The organism is Alkalimonas delamerensis (assembly GCF_030717955.1).
Lineage (GTDB): Bacteria > Pseudomonadota > Gammaproteobacteria > Enterobacterales > Alteromonadaceae > Alkalimonas > Alkalimonas delamerensis.
The window spans coordinates 49,856-72,707 of the sequence record NZ_JAUZVY010000006.1; the positions used below are offsets into that span (position 1 = coordinate 49,856).

At 54.3% G+C, this 22,852-nt stretch carries 22 protein-coding genes; 13 read left to right on the forward strand and 9 right to left on the reverse strand.

Annotated elements, in window-relative coordinates:
- The first annotated feature begins 28 nt into the window (after window positions 1–28).
- The 4 genes from Q3O59_RS13365 to Q3O59_RS13380 all read left to right on the forward strand — a co-directional run bounded on the left by Q3O59_RS13365 (window position 29) and on the right by Q3O59_RS13380 (window position 4,628).
- Complete coding sequence (locus Q3O59_RS13365; protein WP_305946061.1) at window positions 29–1,516, forward strand: sensor histidine kinase; 1,488 nt, start codon at window positions 29–31, stop codon at window positions 1,514–1,516.
- The gene (locus Q3O59_RS13370; RefSeq protein ID WP_305946062.1) at window positions 1,513–2,907 is read left to right on the forward strand and encodes a sigma-54-dependent transcriptional regulator; all 1,395 of its coding nucleotides are present in this window, start codon (window positions 1,513–1,515) and stop codon (window positions 2,905–2,907) included. Before Q3O59_RS13365 ends, Q3O59_RS13370 begins: the two co-directional genes overlap by 4 nt.
- Window positions 2,891–3,697, forward strand: coding sequence for a kinase (locus Q3O59_RS13375; protein ID WP_305946063.1), 807 nt, complete (start codon window positions 2,891–2,893; stop codon window positions 3,695–3,697). The genes Q3O59_RS13370 and Q3O59_RS13375 overlap by 17 nt, the downstream gene beginning before the upstream one ends.
- A 160-nt stretch (window positions 3,698–3,857) precedes the next feature.
- Complete coding sequence (locus Q3O59_RS13380) at window positions 3,858–4,628, forward strand: peptidylprolyl isomerase (RefSeq protein WP_305946064.1); 771 nt, start codon at window positions 3,858–3,860, stop codon at window positions 4,626–4,628.
- A 17-nt stretch (window positions 4,629–4,645) separates the two neighbouring features.
- On the opposite strand, the gene Q3O59_RS13385 is transcribed toward Q3O59_RS13380, so the two are convergent.
- Complete coding sequence (locus Q3O59_RS13385; protein ID WP_305946065.1) at window positions 4,646–6,481, reverse strand: coiled-coil domain-containing protein; 1,836 nt, start codon at window positions 6,479–6,481, stop codon at window positions 4,646–4,648.
- A gap of 251 nt (window positions 6,482–6,732) precedes the next feature.
- Between Q3O59_RS13385 and Q3O59_RS13390 the strand changes: the two genes are divergently transcribed.
- Window positions 6,733–7,428 carry a nucleotide-binding protein gene (locus Q3O59_RS13390; RefSeq protein WP_228592393.1) on the forward strand — a complete coding sequence of 232 codons (696 nt, stop codon included), beginning with the start codon at window positions 6,733–6,735 and terminating at the stop codon, window positions 7,426–7,428.
- Entirely contained in the window at window positions 7,388–7,741 is a 354-nt protein-coding gene (locus Q3O59_RS13395) for a replication protein RepA (protein WP_305946066.1), read from the forward strand. The genes Q3O59_RS13390 and Q3O59_RS13395 overlap by 41 nt, the downstream gene beginning before the upstream one ends.
- Window positions 7,742–7,777: 36 nt before the next feature.
- Here the strand turns inward: Q3O59_RS13395 and Q3O59_RS13400 are convergent, their stop codons facing one another.
- A complete protein-coding gene (locus Q3O59_RS13400; protein WP_305946067.1) occupies window positions 7,778–8,206 on the reverse strand; it encodes a DUF3010 family protein in 429 nt (142 codons plus the stop codon).
- Between the two features lie 39 nt (window positions 8,207–8,245).
- On the reverse strand, window positions 8,246–8,611 hold the full coding sequence (locus tag Q3O59_RS13405; protein ID WP_305946068.1) for a hypothetical protein: 366 nt from the start codon (window positions 8,609–8,611) through the stop codon (window positions 8,246–8,248).
- 158 nt (window positions 8,612–8,769) lie between these two features.
- Between Q3O59_RS13405 and ccoG the strand changes: the two genes are divergently transcribed.
- The 4 genes from ccoG (at window position 8,770) to Q3O59_RS13425 (ending at window position 12,932) form a co-directional block, all read left to right on the forward strand.
- Entirely contained in the window at window positions 8,770–10,194 is a 1,425-nt protein-coding gene (ccoG, locus tag Q3O59_RS13410; RefSeq protein WP_305946069.1) for a cytochrome c oxidase accessory protein CcoG, read from the forward strand.
- A 50-nt stretch (window positions 10,195–10,244) separates the two neighbouring features.
- On the forward strand, window positions 10,245–11,240 hold the full coding sequence (locus Q3O59_RS13415; protein ID WP_305946070.1) for a serine/threonine protein kinase: 996 nt from the start codon (window positions 10,245–10,247) through the stop codon (window positions 11,238–11,240).
- Window positions 11,241–11,320: 80 nt separating this feature from the next.
- Window positions 11,321–11,962 (forward strand): thiol:disulfide interchange protein DsbA/DsbL, encoded by a 642-nt coding sequence (locus Q3O59_RS13420; protein WP_305946071.1) that lies wholly within the window; start codon window positions 11,321–11,323, stop codon window positions 11,960–11,962.
- Window positions 11,963–12,140: 178 nt separating this feature from the next.
- A complete protein-coding gene (locus tag Q3O59_RS13425) occupies window positions 12,141–12,932 on the forward strand; it encodes a putative porin (RefSeq protein WP_305946072.1) in 792 nt (263 codons plus the stop codon).
- Between the two features lie 62 nt (window positions 12,933–12,994).
- Here Q3O59_RS13425 and Q3O59_RS13430 read toward each other — a convergent pair whose 3' ends face one another.
- On the reverse strand, window positions 12,995–13,387 hold the full coding sequence (locus tag Q3O59_RS13430) for a DUF4920 domain-containing protein (RefSeq protein ID WP_305946073.1): 393 nt from the start codon (window positions 13,385–13,387) through the stop codon (window positions 12,995–12,997).
- Window positions 13,384–13,749, reverse strand: a complete 366-nt coding sequence (locus Q3O59_RS13435; protein WP_305946074.1) for a RidA family protein — start codon at window positions 13,747–13,749, stop codon at window positions 13,384–13,386. The genes Q3O59_RS13430 and Q3O59_RS13435 overlap by 4 nt, the downstream gene beginning before the upstream one ends.
- Window positions 13,750–13,885: 136 nt before the next feature.
- On the opposite strand from Q3O59_RS13435, the gene Q3O59_RS13440 reads away from it, so the two are divergent.
- Together Q3O59_RS13440 and Q3O59_RS13445 are read left to right on the forward strand one after the other, a co-directional pair.
- Window positions 13,886–14,788 (forward strand): pseudouridine synthase, encoded by a 903-nt coding sequence (locus Q3O59_RS13440; protein WP_305946075.1) that lies wholly within the window; start codon window positions 13,886–13,888, stop codon window positions 14,786–14,788.
- A complete protein-coding gene (locus tag Q3O59_RS13445) occupies window positions 14,785–15,312 on the forward strand; it encodes a DUF6942 family protein (protein ID WP_305946076.1) in 528 nt (175 codons plus the stop codon). The genes Q3O59_RS13440 and Q3O59_RS13445 overlap by 4 nt, the downstream gene beginning before the upstream one ends.
- A gap of 221 nt (window positions 15,313–15,533) precedes the next feature.
- On the opposite strand, the gene Q3O59_RS13450 is transcribed toward Q3O59_RS13445, so the two are convergent.
- The 4 genes from Q3O59_RS13450 to Q3O59_RS13465 all read right to left on the reverse strand — a co-directional run bounded on the left by Q3O59_RS13450 (window position 15,534) and on the right by Q3O59_RS13465 (window position 21,556).
- Window positions 15,534–15,905: a helix-turn-helix domain-containing protein gene (locus Q3O59_RS13450; protein WP_305946077.1), complete on the reverse strand. Its 372-nt coding sequence runs from the start codon at window positions 15,903–15,905 to the stop codon at window positions 15,534–15,536.
- A gap of 17 nt (window positions 15,906–15,922) precedes the next feature.
- The gene (locus tag Q3O59_RS13455; RefSeq protein ID WP_305946078.1) at window positions 15,923–16,225 is read right to left on the reverse strand and encodes a type II toxin-antitoxin system HigB family toxin; all 303 of its coding nucleotides are present in this window, start codon (window positions 16,223–16,225) and stop codon (window positions 15,923–15,925) included.
- Window positions 16,226–16,276: 51 nt separating this feature from the next.
- Window positions 16,277–19,108 (reverse strand): excinuclease ABC subunit UvrA, encoded by a 2,832-nt coding sequence (gene uvrA, locus Q3O59_RS13460; protein WP_305946079.1) that lies wholly within the window; start codon window positions 19,106–19,108, stop codon window positions 16,277–16,279.
- A gap of 183 nt (window positions 19,109–19,291) precedes the next feature.
- A complete protein-coding gene (locus Q3O59_RS13465) occupies window positions 19,292–21,556 on the reverse strand; it encodes a TonB-dependent receptor (protein ID WP_305946080.1) in 2,265 nt (754 codons plus the stop codon).
- Window positions 21,557–21,810: 254 nt separating this feature from the next.
- Between Q3O59_RS13465 and Q3O59_RS13470 the strand changes: the two genes are divergently transcribed.
- The gene (locus Q3O59_RS13470) at window positions 21,811–22,836 is read left to right on the forward strand and encodes a LacI family DNA-binding transcriptional regulator (protein WP_305946081.1); all 1,026 of its coding nucleotides are present in this window, start codon (window positions 21,811–21,813) and stop codon (window positions 22,834–22,836) included.
- The last annotated feature ends 16 nt before the right edge of the window (window positions 22,837–22,852 follow it).

The following is a 22,852-nucleotide window of genomic DNA, read 5'->3' on the forward strand; positions in this document are numbered from 1 at the left end:
ATACTAAGGATACACTTTTGGAGGCTATGTGACATTATTATCCAACCTGCGCCGCTGGCCGCAAGCCAGCCTGCAACGACGACTGCTGCTTTTTGTCATCCTGCCAATGCTGTTGCTGGTTGGCCTGACCATCCGCTTTGGTCTGGCCCTGACTTCAGAGCTGGTGACCGACAGCTTACGCACCGATCTAGAACTGATTGGCCGGGCGATTCGGGTGCCCATCAGCGATGCACTGCTGCAACACGATCTGGCCGCCATTGAGGCGCATCTGGAGTCGGTGTTCACCATTGGCCGGGTCTATGGCGCTTCCGTCTACGATACCGATGGCCGCCTGGTTGCAGCGACCGGAGTCACCGAAACCGACTTATCCGACAGTCAATTGGCCTCAGAGGTGGTCCGCACCGGTTTGCAGCAAGATGGCTACCGCTCCGTCTCCGGTCGCTCCTTGTACTCGCACTTTTTACCGGTGATCGACCGCAGCGGCCAAATCCATGGCCTGCTGCAAATTAACCGCAAAGGCAGTGACTTTGAAACCAGCCTGGCCCGGATGACCACATTGGCCTGGCTCAGCTGGCTGGCGCTGGCGCTGTTGAGCTTGCTGATTATGTGGCGCGGTCATCACAGAGCCATCGGTGAGCCGGTACGCCGCCTGGTGGCCAGCATGCGCCAGGTCGCTGCCGGCGACACTGGGCACCGGGCGGAGCAACAAGGCCCGGCCGAGCTGAGCGAAGTAGCCGCCGGCTTAAACCAGATGCTGGATGACATCAGCCAGGCACAACAGCAACTGCTGCAACAACAACAACAACAGCGGCAGATGGAGCAGCAACTGAAAAAGCAAGAAACCATGGCTGCCATTGGTCAGGTCGTCAGTGGGGTGGCTCACGAGCTGGGTGCCCCGCTCAGTGTGATTGATGGCCGGGCGCAACGGCTGGCCCGCATGCAGCCCGATGCCGAGTGCCAGCGTCAACTGGATGCCATCCGTGGCCAGGTGCAGCGGCTCAGCCGCATGGTCAAACAATTGCAGGCCTTTGCGCATACGCCGGTTGCCAACTGGCAGCGCACCCCGCTGCCCACCTTGTTGCAACAAGCCCTGACCAGCATCAGCTTTGAGCTGCAACCGACACAGCCGGAGCCAAGGCTTACCGGCTCTTGTCCTGATTTGCTGCTGTATCTGGATCCCGACCGCTTTGAGCTGGCCCTGGTCAATGGCTTACGCAACGCCATTCAGGCAGCCGATTCAGCGGTCTGTTTAAGCGTCAGCCTGCAGCACGATTGGCTGCACCTGATTATTGAAGACGATGGCCCTGGTTTAGCTGAAGCGCAAAGTGCCAGCAGCGTGATGCAACCCTTTGTCTCAACCAAGCCTGCCGGTCAGGGGACTGGCCTGGGTCTTGCGATAGTTCAGCAAATTATGCAGGAGCACCAGGGCAAGGTAGAGCTCAGCAACCGACCACAGGGAGGCTGCCGCTTAACACTAAGCCTGCCACTGCCCCCAACCAAGGAAACACAGCCATGAACGCATCCCCTTGCCGTCTGGCCATAGTCGAGGACGATCCAGCGCTGCTCGAGCTGCTGCAAGAAGAACTGACCGGGCAAGGTTATCTGGTAACGGCCTTTAGCCAGGCAGAGGATTTGCTGGCCCTGTTGCCAGAGCAGCCCTTTGCACTGGTGATCAGTGACATCCAGTTGCCAGGTATCAGCGGGCTGGAACTGCTGAGCCGTTTAAAGCAGCAGCCATCCGCACCGGCCTTATTGCTGATCACGGCCTTTGGCACCGTCCGTCAGGCGGTGGCGGCATTAAAGCAAGGTGCCGACGATTTTCTGACCAAACCGCTGGACCTGGATCACCTGACTTTGTCGGTGCAGCGCCTGCTCAATCACCAGGCGCTGCAGCGAGAGGTTCAGCAATTACGGCAACAACAGGCCGGGCCAGCCGGTATGATTGGCCAAAGCCGGGCCATGCGTCGCTTGTATCAACAAATCGCCCAGGTAGCACCGGCGCAGGGGGCAGTATTGATTCTGGGTGAAAGTGGCAGTGGCAAAGAACTGGTTGCCCGGGCCATTCACCAGCAAAGTAGCCGCAGCAAACAAGCCTTTATTGCGGTGAACTGTGCCGGCATCCCGGCTGAATTGATGGAAAGCGAGTTTTTTGGGCATGCTGCCGGTGCTTTTACCGGCGCCAGACACAGCCGGGCAGGCTTGTTAAAAGAAGCCGATGGCGGCACCTTGCTGCTGGATGAAATTGCCGAAATGCCTTTGTTGCTGCAAGCCAAGCTATTGCGGGTACTGCAGGAAGGGAAGATCCGTCCGGTCGGCAGCGATCAGGAAGAGCAGATCGATGTGCGAATTTTAGCCGCCACCCATCAGGATCTGGACGAGAAAGTCGCGGCCGGTGACTTTAGGGCCGATTTGTTTTACCGGCTGGAGACCTTCAGCCTCTCGATACCGCCACTGCGAGAGCGCGCCGACGATCTGGAGCTGCTGGCTCAGACGTTCTTGCAGCGTCTGCAGCAACAACAAAACAAAGCAGTGCAGCGACTCAGTAGCGAAGCACTGGACTGCCTGTACCGCTATCCCTTCCCCGGCAATGTGCGGGAGTTGCAAAACGCCATAGAGCGTGGTTTTACCTTTGCCAGTGGCACCGAAATTCAGGCCGATGACTTGCCCCGCCGTATCCTCAGCTATCAGCCGGAGGCCAGCCAGCAACCGCAGAGCCATACCAGCTGGCCCAGTTTGCAGCAGGTTCAGTTGAATTACATCCGCCAGGTGCTACAACATACCGGTGGCAACAAACAAAAAGCAGCGCAGCTGCTCGGTATCACCCGCCGCACCCTGTATCGCTGGCTGGAAAACACCGAGCCCACCGCTGCAGACACAGAAGACAGCCCGAATGACAATGCCCACTAATCATCTCTATGCGCAGTGGGTCAGTCAGTTAGCCGCACTGCTGTTGCCCATCGACGGGCCTGCCATTATTGGCATCACAGGCGCACAAGGCACAGGGAAAAGCACTCTGGCAGCACGATTGGCCAAGCAGCTCACAGCCCAAGGACGTCCTACTGCCGCTGTCTCGCTGGATGACTACTACCTAAACCGCACGCAGCGGCAGCAACTGGCCAAGCAGGTCCATCCTTTGCTGGCCCAACGCGGCGTGCCCGGCACCCACCGCATCGAGCAAGCACTGGACGATGCGCACAACTTTTTGCAAGGCAAAGCGGTCGCCTGGCCTCACTTCGACAAAGCATTGGATGAACCCGGTTCACCTTGTTCGCCGCAGAAAGCCGAACTCTTACTGGTTGAGGGCTGGTGTCTTGGGCTGGCTCCCCAGAGTGACCAGGCGCTGCAGCAACCCATCAATGCGCTGGAGCATCAGCAGGATGCCGATGGTCGCTGGCGGCGCTATGTCAATCAACAACTAACTGCGGCTTATGCCGATTACTGGCAGTTGCTAAAGCCGCTGATTTGGCTGCAAGCCCCAGATTGGCAGACGGTCTGTCGTTGGCGCCAAAAGCAGGAACAACAACTGTGGCAACAGCGCGGCATGGGGATGAGCAAAGCGCAACTGGCGCAGTTTATGCTAAGTTTTGAACGTTTAACTCTCGCCAGCTGGCAGCAGTTGCCGAGTCGGGCAGATCTGCAAATCCAACTGGATCATCAGCAGCAGCCCATCACAACTGTCATCATCAATTCATGGTGAAATAAGACCAGCTCGACTTCAAGGCTGCTCCTTTACGCAGCCTCGCTACGGTATAGATTGTGGTTTTTGGTAGCCATTAGTGATTAAGTGTTACCCGCTCTCGCAGCGGGTTCCCTGCTGCAGTATGCTAAGCGGTCAAATAACATCATAGGAAAACACCATGAAACACCGGCTCGCCCCCTGGCTCAGTGCTTGCTTACTCAGCTTGTTGCCTCTATCACTTCAGGCCACCATTGTTGAATTCCGCACCTCACTCGGAACCTTCGAAGTCAACCTCTTTGATGACATCACGCCACAAACAGTGGCAAACTTCCTGGCCTATGTTGAGGATGAAAGTTATCACAACAGCGTGATTCACCGTGTTGTGCCGGATTTTGTGGTGCAGGGCGGCGGCTTTGCCTACGAAGGCTCCCTGCCACTGACTGTGATCCCGGCCCGGGCGCCGGTCCAGAATGAGCCCAGACTGTCCAACCGCCGCGGCACCATCGCCATGGCGAAACTGGCGGGCAATCCCAACAGTGCCACCAATCAATGGTTTTTTAACCTGAGTGACAATCATGCTGGCGGACCGCAGCTGGATGCACAAAATGGCGGTTTTACTGTCTTTGGTCAGGTGTCTGAACAAGGCATGGAAGTACTGCAAGCCATTGCCGAGCTACCGCGCTTTAATTTAGGCGGAGCGGCCAGCGAAATGCCATTACGAAATTACACCAGTGCGGATGCGGATGCAGACACAGCGGTCACTGAGGAGCATTTGGTGTTGATTGAAAGCGTGGTGGTGGTGGATGCCAGAGCCGACACGGCTGCCGGATTAAACCCGGTTCAAAATACCAGCCAAGCCGAAGAACCCGACCAAGCTAAGGCCAGCGCCTTAGTCTGGCTGGTGATGGGGCTTGGCCTGGTGACACTGATACGCCGCAGACGAGGTTAGTGGCTAAAGCCGGGGTCTCAACTCACCCCGGCTTTGCTCAGTTTTTGCTCCAACATGGTTATTTTCTGTTGCGCCTGCTGGTTCGACAAGGTCAAGCGCTCAATGGTGGAGGTCGAGTTGCTTTTCACAAAGCTGAGCTGCTCTTCCATCTTCGCCAACCGCTGCTGCAATTGCTCTTTTTCCTGCAGATACTGCTGCTGGGCCTCACGCAATTGCTTGTTTTCTTCGCGCTGCAACTTAATGGTTTCACGTTGACGACTCTGATGACCTGAGGTGACCTCACTTTGCTCTTTCAGCATGTTGTTGGTGTTTTGCAGGTGCGCTATTTTGCTTTCCATCACCTGCACACGCGAGCGTAACCGCTGTAGCTCCTGCTCTTGCTCAACAAACTCATGCTGCGAGCGCATTTCAGGTAGCTTGGAGGATAATTGCTCAATTTGCTGCGCTTGCTCTTTCAGCTGATCTGTCATCTCATTTTTGGCATCAATGACATCGTCCAGCTGTCGGCGCAAATCATCGCGTTCTTGTTCCAGCTTTTGCACAGCACCACTTTGGTCGGCGGCACTCTGCTCACTTTCACTCAGTTTACTTTCCAGTTGCTTATAACGCTGATCAGCTTCTTCCACCTGCTTCAGAGCTGCGGCTCGGGCTTCCTCGGCTTTTTTCAACTGCTGCTGCAGCACAGGCAACTCTTGCTTTTGCAATGAAAGCTCTTGCTGGGTTTGTTCCAGCTTTTCTTCCAGCTGACTGACATGTTCCGCCTGCTTGGAGCCAGCCTGAGCCTGCAACTCAGCATTGGCCATCTGCAGTGCATCCAGCTTTTGCGCCAGCAATTCATACTGTTCATCACCCTGCCGCTTAGCCTGCACAGCCTCATCACGCTGCTGCTCTGCTTCTAACAGTTGATCTTTAACCCGGTTCAGCTCCGCCTGATGTTGCACCAGAGTCTGTTGCAGTTCATTCAGTGCCTTTTGACGCTCGATAGCCAGCTGCTGAGCATCGGTGAACTGCTGGTGCAGATCTTCACTGTCTTCGGTTAATTCACGAGCCCGCTCACGCAACTGAGCAATCTCTTGCTGCAAGTCTTGCTGCTGCTGCTCCAGGTTCTCAATATGCAGCTCCAGCTGCGACACTAAAGCATCGGTATCTTCGGTAGGGGTGGTCACCTTTGAATCTCCTGCGACATTGGATGAAGCAGCCTCTGGCGCATTGGCCCTGGCTGGTTGCTGACTGGTTGTTTTTTTTGTTTCTGGCTGTGATTTAGATTGAGCAGCGGCGGCTGCACGCACAATGGCCTCATCCTGACTGGCACTGGCAGCTGCAGGCTTTGGCACCGCTGCTTTTTTGTTTTCTTTTGACTCGCCTTGCAACGGCTCTGCTACAGCCTTATCGCTGCCTGCGGTTTCTTTTTCCTTGGCAGGTGCTTGCTTATCTTTATCCTGTCCCTGCTTATCACTGGCAGAGGCTTCCTGCGGTACCTTGGCAGCAGGCGCCGGCTCTTGCCTGGCACCGATCGGAGCAGTCGCCTTTGAGCTATCGGCAACGTTTTGTTCTGGGGCCACTTTGTCTTGCTCTTTCAAAACCTTTTTGCCGAATTGCAACATCTTACTCAGCGAGCCAGGCATCTTTTCGGTCAGCGCACTCAAGGATGCCATCCCCTTGCCTACGCTGCCTCCACTGGTTGGCTCGTCCTGCGGAGGGGTGTATTGATTTTCACTGCACCAGTGATCAAAGTGCACCATCATGCTGGAGCGACTGCCATCCAGGTGCTTTGCCAGAATATCCAGGGTGATGGGGCGCCCCTCCCGATGCAACCGCTCACACACTGCTTTAACTTCACTGTAATTTGCCATTGCGTACCCACTGTCATTTTCTACCACTGAGCCTTATAGATTACTTCGTTTTGACAGAAACAGGAAACTTTTCCCGCTGTTTTTTTGCGCAGTGATTACATTAGGTACACAGCATGGGGCTATTTTTACTGCACCAGTGCTGCAAGCTGACAAAGTATCTGAATGTTCGCAGAAAGCTAATTTACCGCCTATACTGAAAACTGGTCCTGCTGGGCCTTAGTGTCGGTTTGAAGCAACATGAGGAAAGACAGATGATTCTGTTGGTTGGTGGAGAAAAAGGCGGTAGCGGAAAAAGTTGTCTGGCACAGAATATCGCCGTGTATTTTACCCGGGAAAAGCAAGCCAATGTCATGCTGGTCGATTGCGATCCGCAGCGCACCACATCAGACTGGGTGCAAGAGCGGCATCTGAATGCAGACTTGCCCTGGATCAACTGTGTCCAGATGTATGGCAAAATCCGCTACGAATTGAAAAGCCTGGAAATGCATTACGATGTGGTGGTGGTGGATTGTGGCGGTCAGGACAGTGTCGCCCTGCGTTCAGCCATGGTGGTGGCCAGCCATGTGTTGTTACCATTGCGTCCCAAACGTCGTGACTTGAAAACCCTGGAGCATCTGGAAGACTTGGTCAGCGCCAGCAATGTGGTGAATCCTGACATGATTGTTGGCTGTGTGATGACACAGTGCCCGTCGCTGCCCAATCAAGCCAACCGAATTTTGGATGCCAAAGAAGTCTGCAAATCGTTTAACCTTCGGGTGCTAGAAGCCATTACGCACAGTCGGAATATCTACGATGACAGCGAAGAAAAAGGCTTATCCGTGATGGACATTGATCCGGAAGGCAAAGCCGCGCAAGAAATCCGCGATATAATCACTGAACTTTTATCAATGAAGGCAATTCAAGAAGATGGGTCTGCGGGATCTGAAAAAAAAGTCTACGCCGTCTGAAAAACGGCCCGTTAATGTAGACGACTTTATCGAGGACGCCAACAATTACGCCATGGGCTTGCCCAAGGTGGTGAGTTTGCGTCAGTTGCTTCCTGACGAGGAGAGTGGGCCGCGTTTGCCAATGCGCCATGCTACCTTTACGCTTAGCCCGGAAGCCATTGAGGCCTTAAATCAATTAAGTGAAATGACCGGAGAGGCAAAGTCGAAAATTGTCCGACACCTGGTCCTGCAAGCCATTCAGCAAGCCAGCCAAAGGCCGGATGTCGTGATAGAGCCTGTGACAACGCCACCGGGAAAAACAGGCTCGAGTTAGTGTTCATCCTCGGCTCTGCTGCAGGATGAACCTTGGTTATTCTTTACGCTGCAACCAGCTGTATGCCGTTTCAAAAGCAGTTTGTTGAAACCCTTTCAGTCCGGTGGCTTTAAAGTCAATTAGCAGCGGGTTGCGGCTTAACTGCTCTTTAATCTGTTGGCTGGATACCAGGGTCACTTCGATGGCAGGCAGCAATTGCAGTGCTGCTTCAATTTTAAAACCAATAGCACCACCGGCAAACTTTCCTTTTTGTGGCCGCTCTTTAATCACCACCTGGCTGACCTGATAGTCCTGAAAAAATTTCTGCAACGAAAACTGAAACTTACGCATAGCCTCAGCATCTTTGTCATGCTGCAACACAAAACGTTGTTGGCGACAATCCGGCAACTGGAATAACCCCTGTTCCAGCGTCATCAGACAAATAATGGCTTCATTGCTTTTAATCTCAACGCCGCAAACACGCATAAGTATCTCCTAATCTACTTAGTTTGATGTACCGCAAACTTAATTCCGCATCAGAATGTCATACTGACTGGCGATGATGCTGCACACCTTGCGTAGAGGCTCACCAAAGAGCAAGGGGTTAAAATCACCGTCGATGCAGTAACGCTGCCGGAACAACAGCAATTCCTGCTTGGAGGAGGCTGCACGTTGCAATTGCGCTCGCTGCCCCTCACCCAGCTCCTGACCGAGCTCGGTAAACAAGCGCTCGATATTGCGCATGGCCTGAGCCTCGCCGGAGCGGACTGATGAGCCACCAAGGCGATGCAGCTGATCAATCAGCTGTTCTTTGTAGGGACTGATTCGTGGATGATCCGAAAAAGTAGCCAGCAGCAAAATAACCAGCAAAATAACGATCAATGCTTTCACCGAGATCTCGCTCCAAAAGAGGTAAAAGCCGATGATACCTGATCCATCACAGCCTTGTCTGCAAGGCGCCAGGGAAAAATACGGTCCATGAAGAAAAGACAATTCAATGATATACTGCCGACTCCATACCCGCTTCAGCAACCATGCCCGAGGTGCCTGTGACTGATAAAATCGATGTGAAGAATATTCCGGTCGAGGTTAAGCTGCATCAGCCTGCAAAGAATCCGCAAGATCGTTATCCATCACGGGATCGCATCTATGTCCGTGCCATGAAAGGGGTACATCAGGCGATCCGTCGTTACATGGGCTTCTTTTTTATGGGCCTCTTTATGCTGTTGCCCTGGCTGCGGTTCAATGGTGAGCAAGCTATTTTACTGAACATAGCGGAACAGAAGTTCACTATTTTTGCGCTGACATTGTGGCCACAGGATTTCACCATTCTGGCCTGGATTTTTATCATTGCCGCCTACGCCCTATTTTTTGTCACCACCTTTTATGGGCGGGTTTGGTGTGGCTACCTCTGCCCGCAATCGGTCTGGACCTTTATTTTCATGTGGTTTGAAGAGAAAATTCAAGGCAGCCGAAATCAGCGAATGAAACTGGATCAACAAGGCTGGAGCTGGCACAAGTTTGGCAAAAAGTTCCTCACCCACTTGTGCTGGGTCGGCTTTGCTTTACTGACCGCGCTGATCTTTGTTGGCTACTTTACACCGATTGACCGGCTGTTCCTGAACTTCTTTACCCTGCAAGCCGGCTTCTGGGCCACGCTGGCAGTGTTGTTTTTTACGGTTTGTACATACGGCAATGCCGGTTGGATGCGGGAAATCATGTGCACCCACATGTGTCCCTATGCCCGCTTTCAGTCGGCCATGTTCGACAAAGATACCTTTACTGTGACTTACGATGCTGCGCGCGGTGAAAACCGGGGACCCCGCAGCCGCAAAGACACCGACTACAAAGCAAAAGGCTTGGGCGACTGCATTGATTGCAACCTCTGTGTCCATGTCTGTCCGACCGGTATCGATATCCGCAACGGCTTGCAGTACGAGTGCATCAACTGTGGTGCCTGCATCGACGCCTGCGACGACACCATGGAAAAAATGGGCTACCCCAAAGGCTTGATCAGCTACACCACCGAAAGCCGCTTGCAGGGCAAGGGTGCCCATGTCCTCAGGCCTAAACTGCTCGGCTATTTTGCTGTGTTGGTGGTTGTTTGCCTCGCTTTCGTCTATACCCTGTACAGCCGGCAGCCACTGGAGTTCGATATTCTGCGTGACCGTGGAGCCTTGTTCCGCGATACCAGCGAGGGCTGGGTGGAAAACACCTACACCTTGCGCATTATCAACAAATCTCAGCAGCAGCAGACCTTTGTATTCTCGGTAACCGGCCTGGATGACTTACGCTGGATAGGACCGACAGAGCTAACAGTCGCCGGCGGGGAAACTGCCAGCCTGCCCATCAGTCTGGCCGCTGATCCATGGGAGTTGGACCAGCCCATCAGCGATCTGACCTTTACCGTCCGCATTGAAGGCCAGCCAGATATTGAGGTCTCACAAACCAACCGCTTCTTCTCCAGGCGTTAACTCGTGCTATAGTCGCTGCATCTATTCGATGCAGCGACTGTAGGGTCTTTATGTCTGCTTTTTGTTTTGCCGATTTAACCCCGGATACCGTGCTGGATGCACTGGAAGAGCTGGGCCTGGTCATTGATTCCGGTTTAACGGCGCTGAACAGCTATGAAAACCGGGTCTATCAGTTTCGGGGCGAGCTGGCCGGATACCCGGCTATCCAGCGTTGGGTGGTCAAATTTTACCGGCCAGAGCGCTGGAGTCTACAGCAGTTGCAGGAAGAACATGACTTCACCCGAGAGCTGCTGGCTGCCGATGTCCCTGTCGTTGCTCCCGTCAGCCTGAATGGTTGCTCGGTGTTGCCTTACGCCGGCGGCTATTTTGCGTTATTCCCCAGCCGGGGAGGGCGACCGCTGGAAACCGACCACGAAGAGCAACTGGGCCAACTGGGTCGCTTTCTCGGCCGGCTGCATCAGGTGGGCAAAAGCAAGGTATTCCACCATCGTCCAACCTTAAGTGTAGACAGCCACTTACTGCAAAGCCGGCAGATTCTACAACAGTGCCCTCAGATCCCTGGACACATGCAGACGGCCTTTTTCACCGCCCTCGATCAAGTGATTGCCGAAGCCAGCCGGCAATACCAACCCCAGAACCTTATCCGGGTGCACGGCGATTGCCATGCCGGAAACTTATTTATGGATCAGCAAGGGCCCTTCTTTGTCGATCTGGATGACTGCCGCATGGCACCGGCCATTCAGGATCTCTGGATGATGCTGTCCGGCGAGCGGACCGAGCAATTGCTGTACCTCGACATCCTGTTGGAAGAATACCAACAATACTGCGACTTTGATCCGACAGAGCTGAAACTGATCGAACCGCTACGTGCCATGCGTATTATTCATTACATGGCCTGGTTGGCCCGGCGCTGGGATGATCCTGCTTTTGCAATGAACTTTCCCTGGTTTGCAACAGACAAATACTGGGAGCAGCAAACCTTGGTGTTAAAAGAACAATTGTTCCAACTGCACCAGCCCCCTTTGTCGCTGCAACCCAGTTTTTAGTCGGTGCCGAGATGGGCAGACCCCAGATTTTTTGGTACCCTTGACCGATTAAAACCATTGAACTTTTTGAAGGAATGTCGATGATGAAAAAGCTGTTCGCTTTGCTGTTCTCTGCTGCCATCCTGGCGGCGCCGGCGTTTGCCCAAACCTTTATTGAAGGCAAACACTACGAGGTGATTGCCGAGCAGGCCACCAGCAAGCCTGAATTTAAAGAGTACTTTTCATTCTTCTGTGGCGGCTGTGCCTCCATTGAGCCGCTGGTGCAACAAATTAGCGCCAATCTGCCTGAAGAAGCACAGTTTAAAAAAGTGCATGTCGACTTTGTACGCGGTGCTTCCCCTGAAGTACAAAACACGCTAGCCCGGGCCTATCTGGTTGCCGATGCCCTGGACAGAGGCGATGCTTTTTCAACTGCAGTTTTCAACCACATTCATCGCCAGCGTCAGCAAATCCGCAACGACCGTGACGTACGTTCCATTGCACTCGGCGTAGGCATCAGTGCCGAAGAGTACGACAATCGCATCAATAGCTTTTCCGTCCGGATGGGCGCTACCGTCATGCGCAACGAGCAAAATGAGCTATCACGCTCACGTGTACTGACAGGGGTGCCAACCTTTGTGGTGAATGGCAAATACAAAATCAACAACAACAACCTCGATAGCCGGAATTTTGCCACCGAACTGGAGCAATTGGTCAATTACCTGCTGCAAAAAAGCAGCTGAGTCAAAGGCGGGTAACTCTGGTTACCCGCCAGCCCAATTGAATAAAACATCTTCATAACGTTTAAAAACCAAGCAAACACACCTTAAATTACAAAAAATTACAGTTTTGTGACTTTACATCATCTGGTATTGTCCCTAAAATCCGCCGCCGTCAACCAACAGGACAAGGACAATCAAGATGTTGAAATACGCACTGCCCATTATCGCCGTTGCGGCATCCACCTCAGTGATCGCCAACGACTACCAACTGATTACCTCATTGGAGTGGGATCACATCCGCTACAGCGGAAACTCAACCAATGTCCGCGCTCTGGAAGGAACCTACTTCCTGGACAGCAAAACAGTATTAGGCCCACTGGATCAGTTTGAGTACATCAACAAGACATCCAACATTCAGGCTGGTTATGTCCGTGCTTTCGGCACGAATGTCTATGGTTTAGGTGGTGAATACTTTACCGATTCAGGCGTCGTCGTTTCCGCTGGTCATCTTCGCAGCAGCGATTTCCACGAGAACACCCTGGGTCTGGGCTACCTGATTTCTGACGACTTTATCGTTCGTGCCGAAGCCTACCGTCCGCGCAGCGGCAGCACCTCTTACCTGTTCTCTGCCAGCTACAATGTGCAGCTGGAGGGCAACGACTACGTTGGCTTTACCGTCAGCACAGATGACGACTTCGATTACCAGAGCATCAGCAGCAAATACTTTGCAGCTTTAGGCGGTGATCGCTTTATCACTCTGGGTGCCGAATACGAGCGCTTCGATGGCAGCCGTGATGAATGGACTGCAGAAGTCGGTTACTACTTCAGCCGCATGACCTCTGTTGCCGTGAACTACGATCGCAGCAAGAACTACGGCGTCAAAGCCAAGCACTTCTTCAACCCGAACTGGGCTCTGGCAGCAGGTTACGGCAGCAACCGCGATGCCTCAGGCCTGAATGTCTGGCACCTGGGTGTAACCGGCCAGTTCTAAACCAACTGCTGATGTATGTTTCAAAGGGCACTTAAGGTGCCCTTTTTGCTGTCTGCTGTATTTTACTCGCTGGTTTCAATCACTACGGCTGTTGGTACCAATTGATAGCGCGCAGTCTCGCCTCCGGCCCAGGGCTGCAGGGTCCCGGTTGCGTATGCAGTTTTCCCCCTGGCGCTTAATGGAAACACCATATCCCCATCCCGCACTTTAATCCGAAACGCCGGCTGCTGCTCTGCTGTTTCAAAACGCATCCAACAGTGCATTTTCTCACAAACGGCAGCAATGGTGCCCTTTACGGTCACTTCCTGTGCAAGATACTGCTCCGGGGCAGCCAGGATGCTGCTTAAAGCGACTAACTTTTCCTGCTGCACTTCACCGCCAAACTGCACCGGTTCAGCCTGTGCAACGCTCACTAAACAGCTGGCAGCGGCCAGCAAGATGATGATTTTGTTCATTGTACGCTCCTTTTTTCCGGACACGCAGCCACAAAGGCGATTTCAACCAGCATGGCTGAATCCAGCAATTCTACCTTGATGCAGGCGCGCGATGGGGCACAGCCTGCCGGCAGCCAGGCATCCCAACACTGGTTAAAGGCATCCACCAGGCTGCTATCGGTAATGTAAATGGTGGCACTGAGCAGTTTGCTGTGATCGCTGCCAAGGGCTGCCAGGGTTTGCTCTGCCTGCTGAAAAATCTGTCGGGCCTGGCCGGCCATATCGGCACTGGTATCCTCTGGTACTTCGACAAAATGAGCGATGCCATTAAAGACGGTAGCATCGGACCAGCGCTGACTTGGATTGTGGCGTTGAATACGCATCGTGAACTCCTGCATGCAAAAACCGATTATCGCCAGCTTAAATGCGAAATACAATCATTTTCATAGCCCAATATCCAACAGACCGCAGCGAGTGCGGCTTTGTGGTACACTCAGGCTGTACAACTGGGAACTTGCCGTGTCAATCGCCAAAACTGCCTCTGAAATTACCTTACCGCCTACCAACAATGGTTGCCGTACCGTGTTTGAGTTTTTATGCCAGCGCTTTCCAAAAATAGGTGAGGCTGTCTGGCGTGAACGCATGGCAGCGGGCAAGGTGCACTGGCATCAGGGTGAGCTTATCAGCGAGCGGACGCCATTTTTACCCAGCCGGCGGGTCTGTTATTACCGCGAAGTCACTGCCGAGCCGGTGATCCCCTTTGCCCATCGTATTCTGTATCAGGATGACCTTATCCTGATTGCCGACAAGCCGCACTTTTTGCCAGTAACGCCGGGTGGCGATTACGTCAATGAATGCCTGCTGGCCCGGCTAAAGCGTGATACCGGCCTGGTCGATCTGGTGCCGGTGCACCGGCTGGATCGCGATACCGCCGGCCTGGTGCTGTTTTCGTTAAACCCTAAAAGCCGCCCCGGCTACTACCAGTTGTTTGTAAACGGCAGCATTCAGAAGCAGTATCAGGCGGTGGCCCGGCTGACACCTCAGTTGCAGCAAGCCGCTTTGCCCCAGCGCTGGCAGATAGACAACCGCATTGAAAAAGCCACTCCGGGCTTTATCAACCGCATCGCCGAAGGCGAGCCCAATGCCCGCTCCAGCATCGAGCTGACTGAGCGCAGCGGGGAGTTGGGGCTCTTTCAATTGCAGCCGCACACCGGCAAAACCCATCAACTGCGGCTGCATATGCTCAGCCTGGGCGTACCAATATTGTACGATCGCTATTACCCCGAACTGTTGCCCAAGCAGGCCCCCAATTTCAGTCAACCGTTGCAGCTGTTGGCCAAACAGCTTAGCTTCACCGACCCAACCAATGGCGAGGCCCGGCATTTTGAGTCTGGCTTTGAACTGCAGGAGCGGCCGGCATGAAGCATGGCTGGGGGCTGGGCGATGCCAATGCCATGCTGCGGGTTTATGTGGCAAAACGTCCACCGATGCAGGAGTATTCGCAGCTGAGTGGGATACAGCCACTGTGCCGCGGCGAAATCGACAGCATCAATCAGGCCTGTGGCAATGGCTGGCGCAAGCTGTTTAATGTCTACGCCAAACTGGTGCAAGCATTGCCAGAAGCCCTGCAGCCACTGAAACAAGCCAGCACCAGCTGGCAAAGCTATCGTGACCAGCATCTGCTGCAAGCGGGCAGTGGCACAGCACTGCTGTTCAGCGCGCCGCAGCTGGAGCCGGCCAGCAACACCCTGCATATCATCGCCGGCCGCACCCACGCCAAAGCGCTGCTGGCTAATGGCCTTATTGCTCAGCTCGACTGGCTGGATCACGAATTTGCCATGGATAAACAGCAACGGCTGCTGGTTTGCCCTTATTTTGACTACCGGCAACTGAGCAATGAGAAAATCGAGCGGTTGTGTGGTTTGATAGAAAGGATTACCGATTAGTGGAAGTCAGCAGGGCTTCACTATGCGCAAACAAACGCCAACGCCGCCAAATCTTATGCAGTTGGGTAAGCACAATAAGGCTAATCAGTAGGGTTAGGTCCAAGTTACCTGTGGTTGCAAAACTATAGACCGCATCCGCCAACCCCAGATAGCTCAGCACTAGGCAACTGATCAGTCAAAAGCATTTTGCTTTTTGACTACGGCTCCCTTTATTTCAGGTGCTAAGTCGGCAACTTAGCCGAAGGTTTAATGAGTGACTCAGCCGGTATACCCAGCCCCTCGTGTAAACGCCAGATCATATTTAACGTCAGCGAGCGTTTGTAATTTAAAATTTCATATACTCGGTTACTCTTGCCAATCATAGGCTCGAGATCTTTTACCGATAGGCTTTTTCGTTCCATTTCAAATTTAATGGCCTCTACCGGATCGGGTAATTCCATCGGAAAATGTTTCGCTTCATACGCCTCAATCAAGGTAACCAGCACATCCAATTTTTCACCCTCAGCCGTGTCCGGCGCTGCCAACATCAAGGCCTCAACTTCTTGCAATGCTGCACGGTAGTCAGCATCATTTTTGATGGGTTTTATCTCCATGTTGCTACCTCCCGTTGTTAAATACGTTGAACATCAATCGTATCGTACTCTGCATGAGTTCCAATAAAGCGTATATACACCACTTGGTAGTGATAGTTTACCCAGACCACAAGCCGATATTTATTACCGGCAATGTTAAACACAACCCTGCCATCTTTTAAAATACTTGCATGTCTAAAGTCATTTTTTACGTCTGCCGGCGCATGCCAGTTTGCTTTTTGCACAAATCGATACCATGACAAAGCTGGCTCTTTTGCATCTATGTACTCGGGGTTTAACTCCCAAAATGACTTTAGTGTCGACAATGCAATGATCCGCATAGCTATCATCTTAGTCCCAAAATGGGACTTTTGCAATATTTCTACAAAATCTCATACCGCACTACCCAACAACGGCTTCAGATAATGCCCGGTAAAAGACTTCTTGCACTTGGCAACCTGCTCCGGCGTACCGGCTACCAGGATTTCGCCGCCACCGCTGCCGCCTTCGGGGCCTAAGTCGACAATCCAGTCGGCGGTTTTGATCACATCCAGGTTGTGCTCGATCACCACCACGGTATTGCCGTGATCGCGCAGCCGGTGCAGCACGTTCAGCAGTTGCTGCACATCGTAAAAGTGCAGGCCGGTGGTGGGCTCATCCAGAATATACAGGGTTTTGCCGGTATCGCGCTTGCTAAGCTCACGGGCTAACTTCACCCGCTGGGCTTCACCACCGGATAAGGTGGTAGCCGACTGGCCCAGTTTGATGTACGAAAGACCGACATCCATCAGGGTTTGCAGCTTGCGCTTAATGGCCGGAATGGCCTGAAAGAACTCCAGCGCATCTTCCACCGTCATATCCAGCACTTCGTGAATACTTTTGCCTTTGTATTTCACTTCCAGCGTTTCGCGGTTGTAACGCTTGCCCTTACAGACATCGCAGGGCACGTAGACATCGGGTAAAAAGTGCATTTCCACCTTAATGACGCCATCGCCCTGACAGGCCTCGCAGCGCCCGCCTTTGACGTTAAAGCTGAAACGCCCGACCTGATAACCGCGCGAACGCGCTTCCTGGGTACCGGCAAACAGCTCGCGCACCCCGGTGAAAATACCGGTGTAGGTGGCAGCGTTGGAGCGCGGGGTACGGCCGATCGGGCTTTGATCGATGTCGATCACTTTGTCAAAATGCTCCAGCCCTTCGATGGCTTGGTGTGGCGCTGCATCGCTGCCTTCGCCCTTGTTCAGCACCTTGTGCGCCACCCGGTACAGGGTGTCGTTGATTAAGGTGGACTTGCCCGAGCCCGACACACCGGTGACGCAGGTCAGCAAACCAAAGGGAATGGCCAAATCGACCTTTTTCAGGTTGTTGCCGCTGGCACCCAACACTTTGAGCCACTTATCGGTCAGCGGCGTGCGCGTTTTCGGCACTTCAATCCGTCGCTTGTTGCTGAGGTACTGACCGGTCAGCGATTGTTCGCAGGCTTTGATGTCGTCCAGCGTGCCCTGGGCTACCACCTGGCCGCCGTGCACCCCGGCACCCGGGCCAATATCCAGAATATGATCGGCGCTGCGAATGGCATCTTCGTCGTGCTCGACCACAATCACCGTATTGCCCAAATCGCGCAGGTGCGTCAGGGTACCGAGCAGGCGATCGTTGTCGCGCTGATGCAGGCCAATCGAAGGCTCGTCCAGCACATACATCACACCCACCAAACCCGCGCCAATCTGGCTGGCCAGCCGGATGCGCTGGGCTTCGCCGCCGGACAGGGTTTCGGCGCTGCGCGATAACGTCAGGTAGTTCAGGCCGACATTGACCAGAAAACTGAGCCGGTCCTGAATTTCTTTTAACACCTTTTCGGCAATTTTGGCTTTTTGGCCGGTTAAGCTGAGCTGCCGGAAAAAATCCAGGCAATCACCAATGGAGCGCTCGGTCACCATCGGCAGGTTGGTCTGGCCAATAAAAACATGGCGCGCTTCTTCGCGCAGCCGGCTGCCGTTGCAGCTGGGGCAGGGCTGGCTGGCCATGTATTTCACCAGCTCATCGCGCACCGAGTTGGACTCGGTATCGCGGTAGCGTCGCTCCATATTGGGCAGAATGCCCTCAAACGGATGGCGCCGGCGCACCGCATCGCCGCGATCATTGACGTAACGAAAATCAATCGCAGTGCTGCCACTGCCATAAAGCACCGCCTGTTGCTGCTTTTTGCTCAAGTCGGCAAAAGGGGTGTCGACCGAAAAGCCGTAGTGCTCGGCCACCGACAGCAACATCTGATGGTAATAAAAACTGCGTTTATCCCAGCCCCGAATCGCCCCGCCAGCCAGACTGAGCGCCGGGTTGCTGACCACCTTAGCCGGATCAAAGAATTGCTTTACCCCCAGGCCATCGCAACTAGGGCAGGCCCCGGCAGGGTTGTTAAAGGAAAACATCCGCGGCTCCAGCTCGGTCATCGAGTAGCCGCAGGTGGGGCAGGCAAAGTTGGCCGAAAACACCAGCTCTTCTTTGCCGGGGTCGTCCATATCGGCTACCCGCACCACGCCACCGGACAGCTGCAGCGCCGTTTCCAGCGATTCGGCCAGCCGCTGCTGGATATCGGCCCGCACCTTAATGCGGTCGATCACCACCTCAATGCTGTGCTTTTTGTGCAGTTCCAACGTCGGCGGATCGCTTAAATCGCAGATTTCGCCATCGATGCGGGCCCGAATGTACCCCTGCGCCGCCAGGCTTTCCAACAGCTTGACGTGCTCGCCCTTGCGGTCCTGTACCACAGGCGCCAGCACCATCATTTTGCTACCCTCCGGCAGCGACAGCACTTTATCGACCATTTCGCTGATGGTCTGAGCCGCCAATGGCAAATCATGCTCCGGACAGCGTGGCTCACCCACCCGGGCAAACAACAGCCGCAGGTAATCGTAAATCTCGGTAATGGTGCCGACCGTCGAGCGCGGGTTGTGCGAGGTGGACTTTTGCTCAATCGAAATGGCCGGTGACAGGCCTTCAATCAGATCGACATCCGGCTTTTCCATCATACTCAAAAACTGACGGGCATAGGCCGACAGCGACTCGACGTAACGGCGCTGCCCTTCGGCATAGAGGGTATCGAACGCCAGCGACGACTTGCCGGAGCCGGACAAACCGGTGATCACAATCAGCTTATCGCGCGGAAGATCCAGCGAAAAGTTCTTCAGGTTGTGGGTTCGGGCTCCACGAATTGAAATTTTATCCATGCGTTCTGTTACCTGCAGCGGGCAGCCGGGTTGGCTAATGATAAAAACTGTACAAATATACACTAACTTTGCAAAGCGGCAAAGTTGCCATCCAGACAGAACGTGCCAAAGGCCGCTTTGGTTTGCCCGGGCAAGCCAATAAAAAAGCGCCCCGAAGGGCGCCAGGTACGGGGGAGAAGCACCTTAGAAGCGGTAACTGATACTAAACTCAGCGCTGCGCGGCATGATGTAGCGGCCGTTCGGGGCTGTTGGGTTGCGCGGGTCGCCTTCGGTCAGACCAGCTTTGTCGGTCAGGTTGGCGATGGACAATTGCGCCGTCAACTGGTCGCTGATTTCCAGTTGCATGCCCAGATCAATTTTGCTGTAGCCTTTTAAGGTCACGCTGTTGCCATTATCGGCGTATCTGTCGGACACTGCGGCCAGAGTGCCGTAGACAGTGGCAAACATGTCGCCGATGTCAAAGCCATAGCTTGGTGTCAGACGCGCCTGCCAACGTGGTTGACGCATGGCGCGGTTGCCCAGCACCAGCTCGTCCGGGTGATTGGTGATCTCGGTGTTTTGCAGGGTTGAGTTCAGGTTCAGCGCCAGACCGTTTCGGGACATGTAGTTGAAATCAATTTCGATGCCGTAGGCTTCTGTGGTCAGCACTTCGGCCGGTGCCCCGGGCCGGGCCACAAAGAGCTCACCTTTGGCTTCGTTCATAAAGCCGGTCAGGTACAGGCTGTACTGTTGCTCGGCCCATTTGTAGCCCAGCTCGTACTGGGTAATTTCGTTGATTAGCTTGTCACCGCCGGTAAAAGCATCGAAATTATCGCGAAAATCATCAAAGTAAGGCATCTTCTGGCCACGATTCACCCGGGCGAACAGCCCCATGTTGCGTTGCCACATCCAGTTGACGCCGGCGGTCCAGGCCACCTTGCTTTCATCGTAATCCACCGCTTTGCTGATATTGCCATCCAGCCCTTCATCCACCAGATAGGTGATTTGATGATTTTCATGACGAATGCCGGCATCGACCCGCCACTGGTCAGTCAACTGGTACTCGGCAGCGGCATAAAAAGCCCGGGTCTGGCCATCGCCGGTGGCGTCGATGTCGTAATTCCAGCTGCAGCTTGCAAGGCTGTCGTTGCAGTCAATGCCCTGCAGCAACTCACCACCTTTGGCCAGCACGTGCCAGGCCTGGTTACCAATCGACCACCAGTCCTTCACCGAATAGCGGCTGTCGAAGTAGCCCAGGGTGTAAACCCCGTTGTCGGTGGTATGGCTCAGCGCCAGATCATTGGTAAAGGCATCGATGTCTTTCAGTACCACCCAACGGCCCAGTTGTTGCACCCGGGTATCCTCGCCATAGACTGTACCTGTAGCAGCGCCAATCACCGGGCCATTGATACCGGCCACATCAGCAAGCAGCGCCGGGCCCCCTTCCGGTACCAGCCCAAGGGTATTGGCCTGGCCGCTGATATGGCTGAAACGGTACAGCAGCCGCCAGTCATGGCTTAAATCCAGATCAACGCTCCCCCCGGTAATGCCACCTTTCCAGCCACGGCCATCGCCAAAGTCAAAGCTTTGCGTATCGCCATCCGGGCCATAACCAATGCGCGCCAGCCGGTTGTTCGGGCCAATCTGGGTAAAGGAGTTATCAATGCCATCGACATTGAGCGGCACCGGCAGATGCCAGACGCCATGATCGTCGGTCTGACGGGTGTACAGATTGATGATGCCATTATCCAGCTCTTTGGTCAGATTCAGGGTAAATTGATGGCCCCGCTCTGAGGTAAAACCGGTTTTGCGTGGCCCTTCGGAACGATTAATGTAGCCACCGGCCATGAAATACAGCCGGTCGGCCAGCTGACCACTCAGCACGCCATCCAGCCGCTGTGTGCCGTAGCTGGAGGTGGTGTACTTGACCAGACCTTCGGTGACATCGCTGCCTTCTTTCAGTAAGAAGTTGGTGGTCAGGCCCGGCTGGCCATGACTGATCACCGGATTGGAGCCGCCACGCAGTGCTTCCATAAAGTGAATGGTTTCATCAAGGCGGAAAATCGACGAGTTCTCTAAAAACGACAGGGTGGACGGCGGGTAAATCACAGCCCCGTTCAATTGAATGCTGAGAAAAGGCGCATCGCCGGTGCTGGGAAAGCCGCGTACAAACACATTGGCACCCGCCACACCGCCGGAGCTTTCCGCCCAGACACCGGGCACAGCCGTCAGCAGCTCGGCGGTACTTTTGGGTGCCAGCCGGCTGATGTTTTCATCCGATACGTTGGTGATGGCGTAGCTGGCATCGACCCGTAAGCCGGACATACCACTGGCGGTACCGGTCACTACAATTTGTTCTATCTGGCTGGGCGCTTCGGTGTTGTCGCTTTCATTGGCCAGGGCCAATGCGGATGGCATGGCGACGAGCAACGCCAGTGCCGACAAACGGGTGTTGAGTTGGGGTTTCATGCGGTTCTCCTATCCTGTTGACTGGGTCTTGTGCCCATTACCTGGCGAAATAGTAGTCATTCTGGCCGGGCATTTTTACCTTAGGCGATACTGCAATCGATTGCAATAGCTAAAAAGCACTTTTTGCAATCGATTGTAACTATTTTTATGCTACCCTCAACTCTGCGCACCATTCTGCCGGACTGGCAGCCGCTGGTCGCTTATGGCAAAGTAGTATTTTACTCCCAGAACAACGCAATGGACCCGCAGCCCGGATGAACGACAAAAAAATGATGACACTGGCCGACATCGCCAAACTGGCCGGTGTTTCCGAGTCCACCGCCTCACGCGCGCTGCGCAACAACCCGGTAATCAACCAGGCGACCCGGGAAAAGGTCCAGCAGATAGCCGCCGAGCACCAGTTCAAAGTCAATGCCACGGCCCGCAACCTGCGTACCCAGAAAAGCTACACCATTGCGGTCATCATTGCTTTTGACGCCAAAACCCAGCAATCGGTATCGGATCCCTTTTTGCTGGAGTTGCTGGGGGTGATTGCCGATGAGCTGAGCCAGCATGGCTACGACATGCTGCTCTCTACCAGCAAACGCGATGACAAAGACTGGGGCAGTTATTTTCTGGACTCAAAACGGGCCGATGGTCTGATCATCATCGGTCAGGGCGAGCACGATCCGCGGGTGGAAGCACTGGCCCAGACCCAGGTCCCTTTTGTGGTCTGGGGTGGGCGCAGCGGGGATGAGCCTTATCCGATTATTGGCAGCGACAACCGTCAGGGTGGGCGCCTTGCCGCCGAACACTTGCTGGCACAGGGCTGCCGGCAGCTGGTGTTTCTGGGCGATATCCGTCACAACGAAATCGAGCAACGGCATCTGGGCATGCTGGATGCCTGTCAGGCCGCCGGCATTGCCAGCGACGCCGTGCAGCAGCTGAGCTGTGATTTCACCGCGCAGGACGGCTATCTGAAAACTCAGCAGCATCTATTCGCCCGCCTGCCAGAGCTGGACGGCATTTTTGCCGCCAGCGATGCCATTGCCATGGGGGCGATGAAGGCCCTGCTGGAGCACGATATTGCCATTCCACAGCAGGTTGCCTTAATTGGTTTTGACGACATTGCCATGTCGGCCTATTGCACACCATCACTCAGTACGGTGAAACAAAACACCCAGAGCGGCGGCAAAGCCCTGGTGAACCAGTTGCTGACGCGGATGCAAGGGCAGCAACCTTTGTCAGAGCAACTGGCGGTCAAGCTGTTGTGCCGTCAGTCCAGTTTACGGCGGCTGTAACAGCCACCAACCGGGG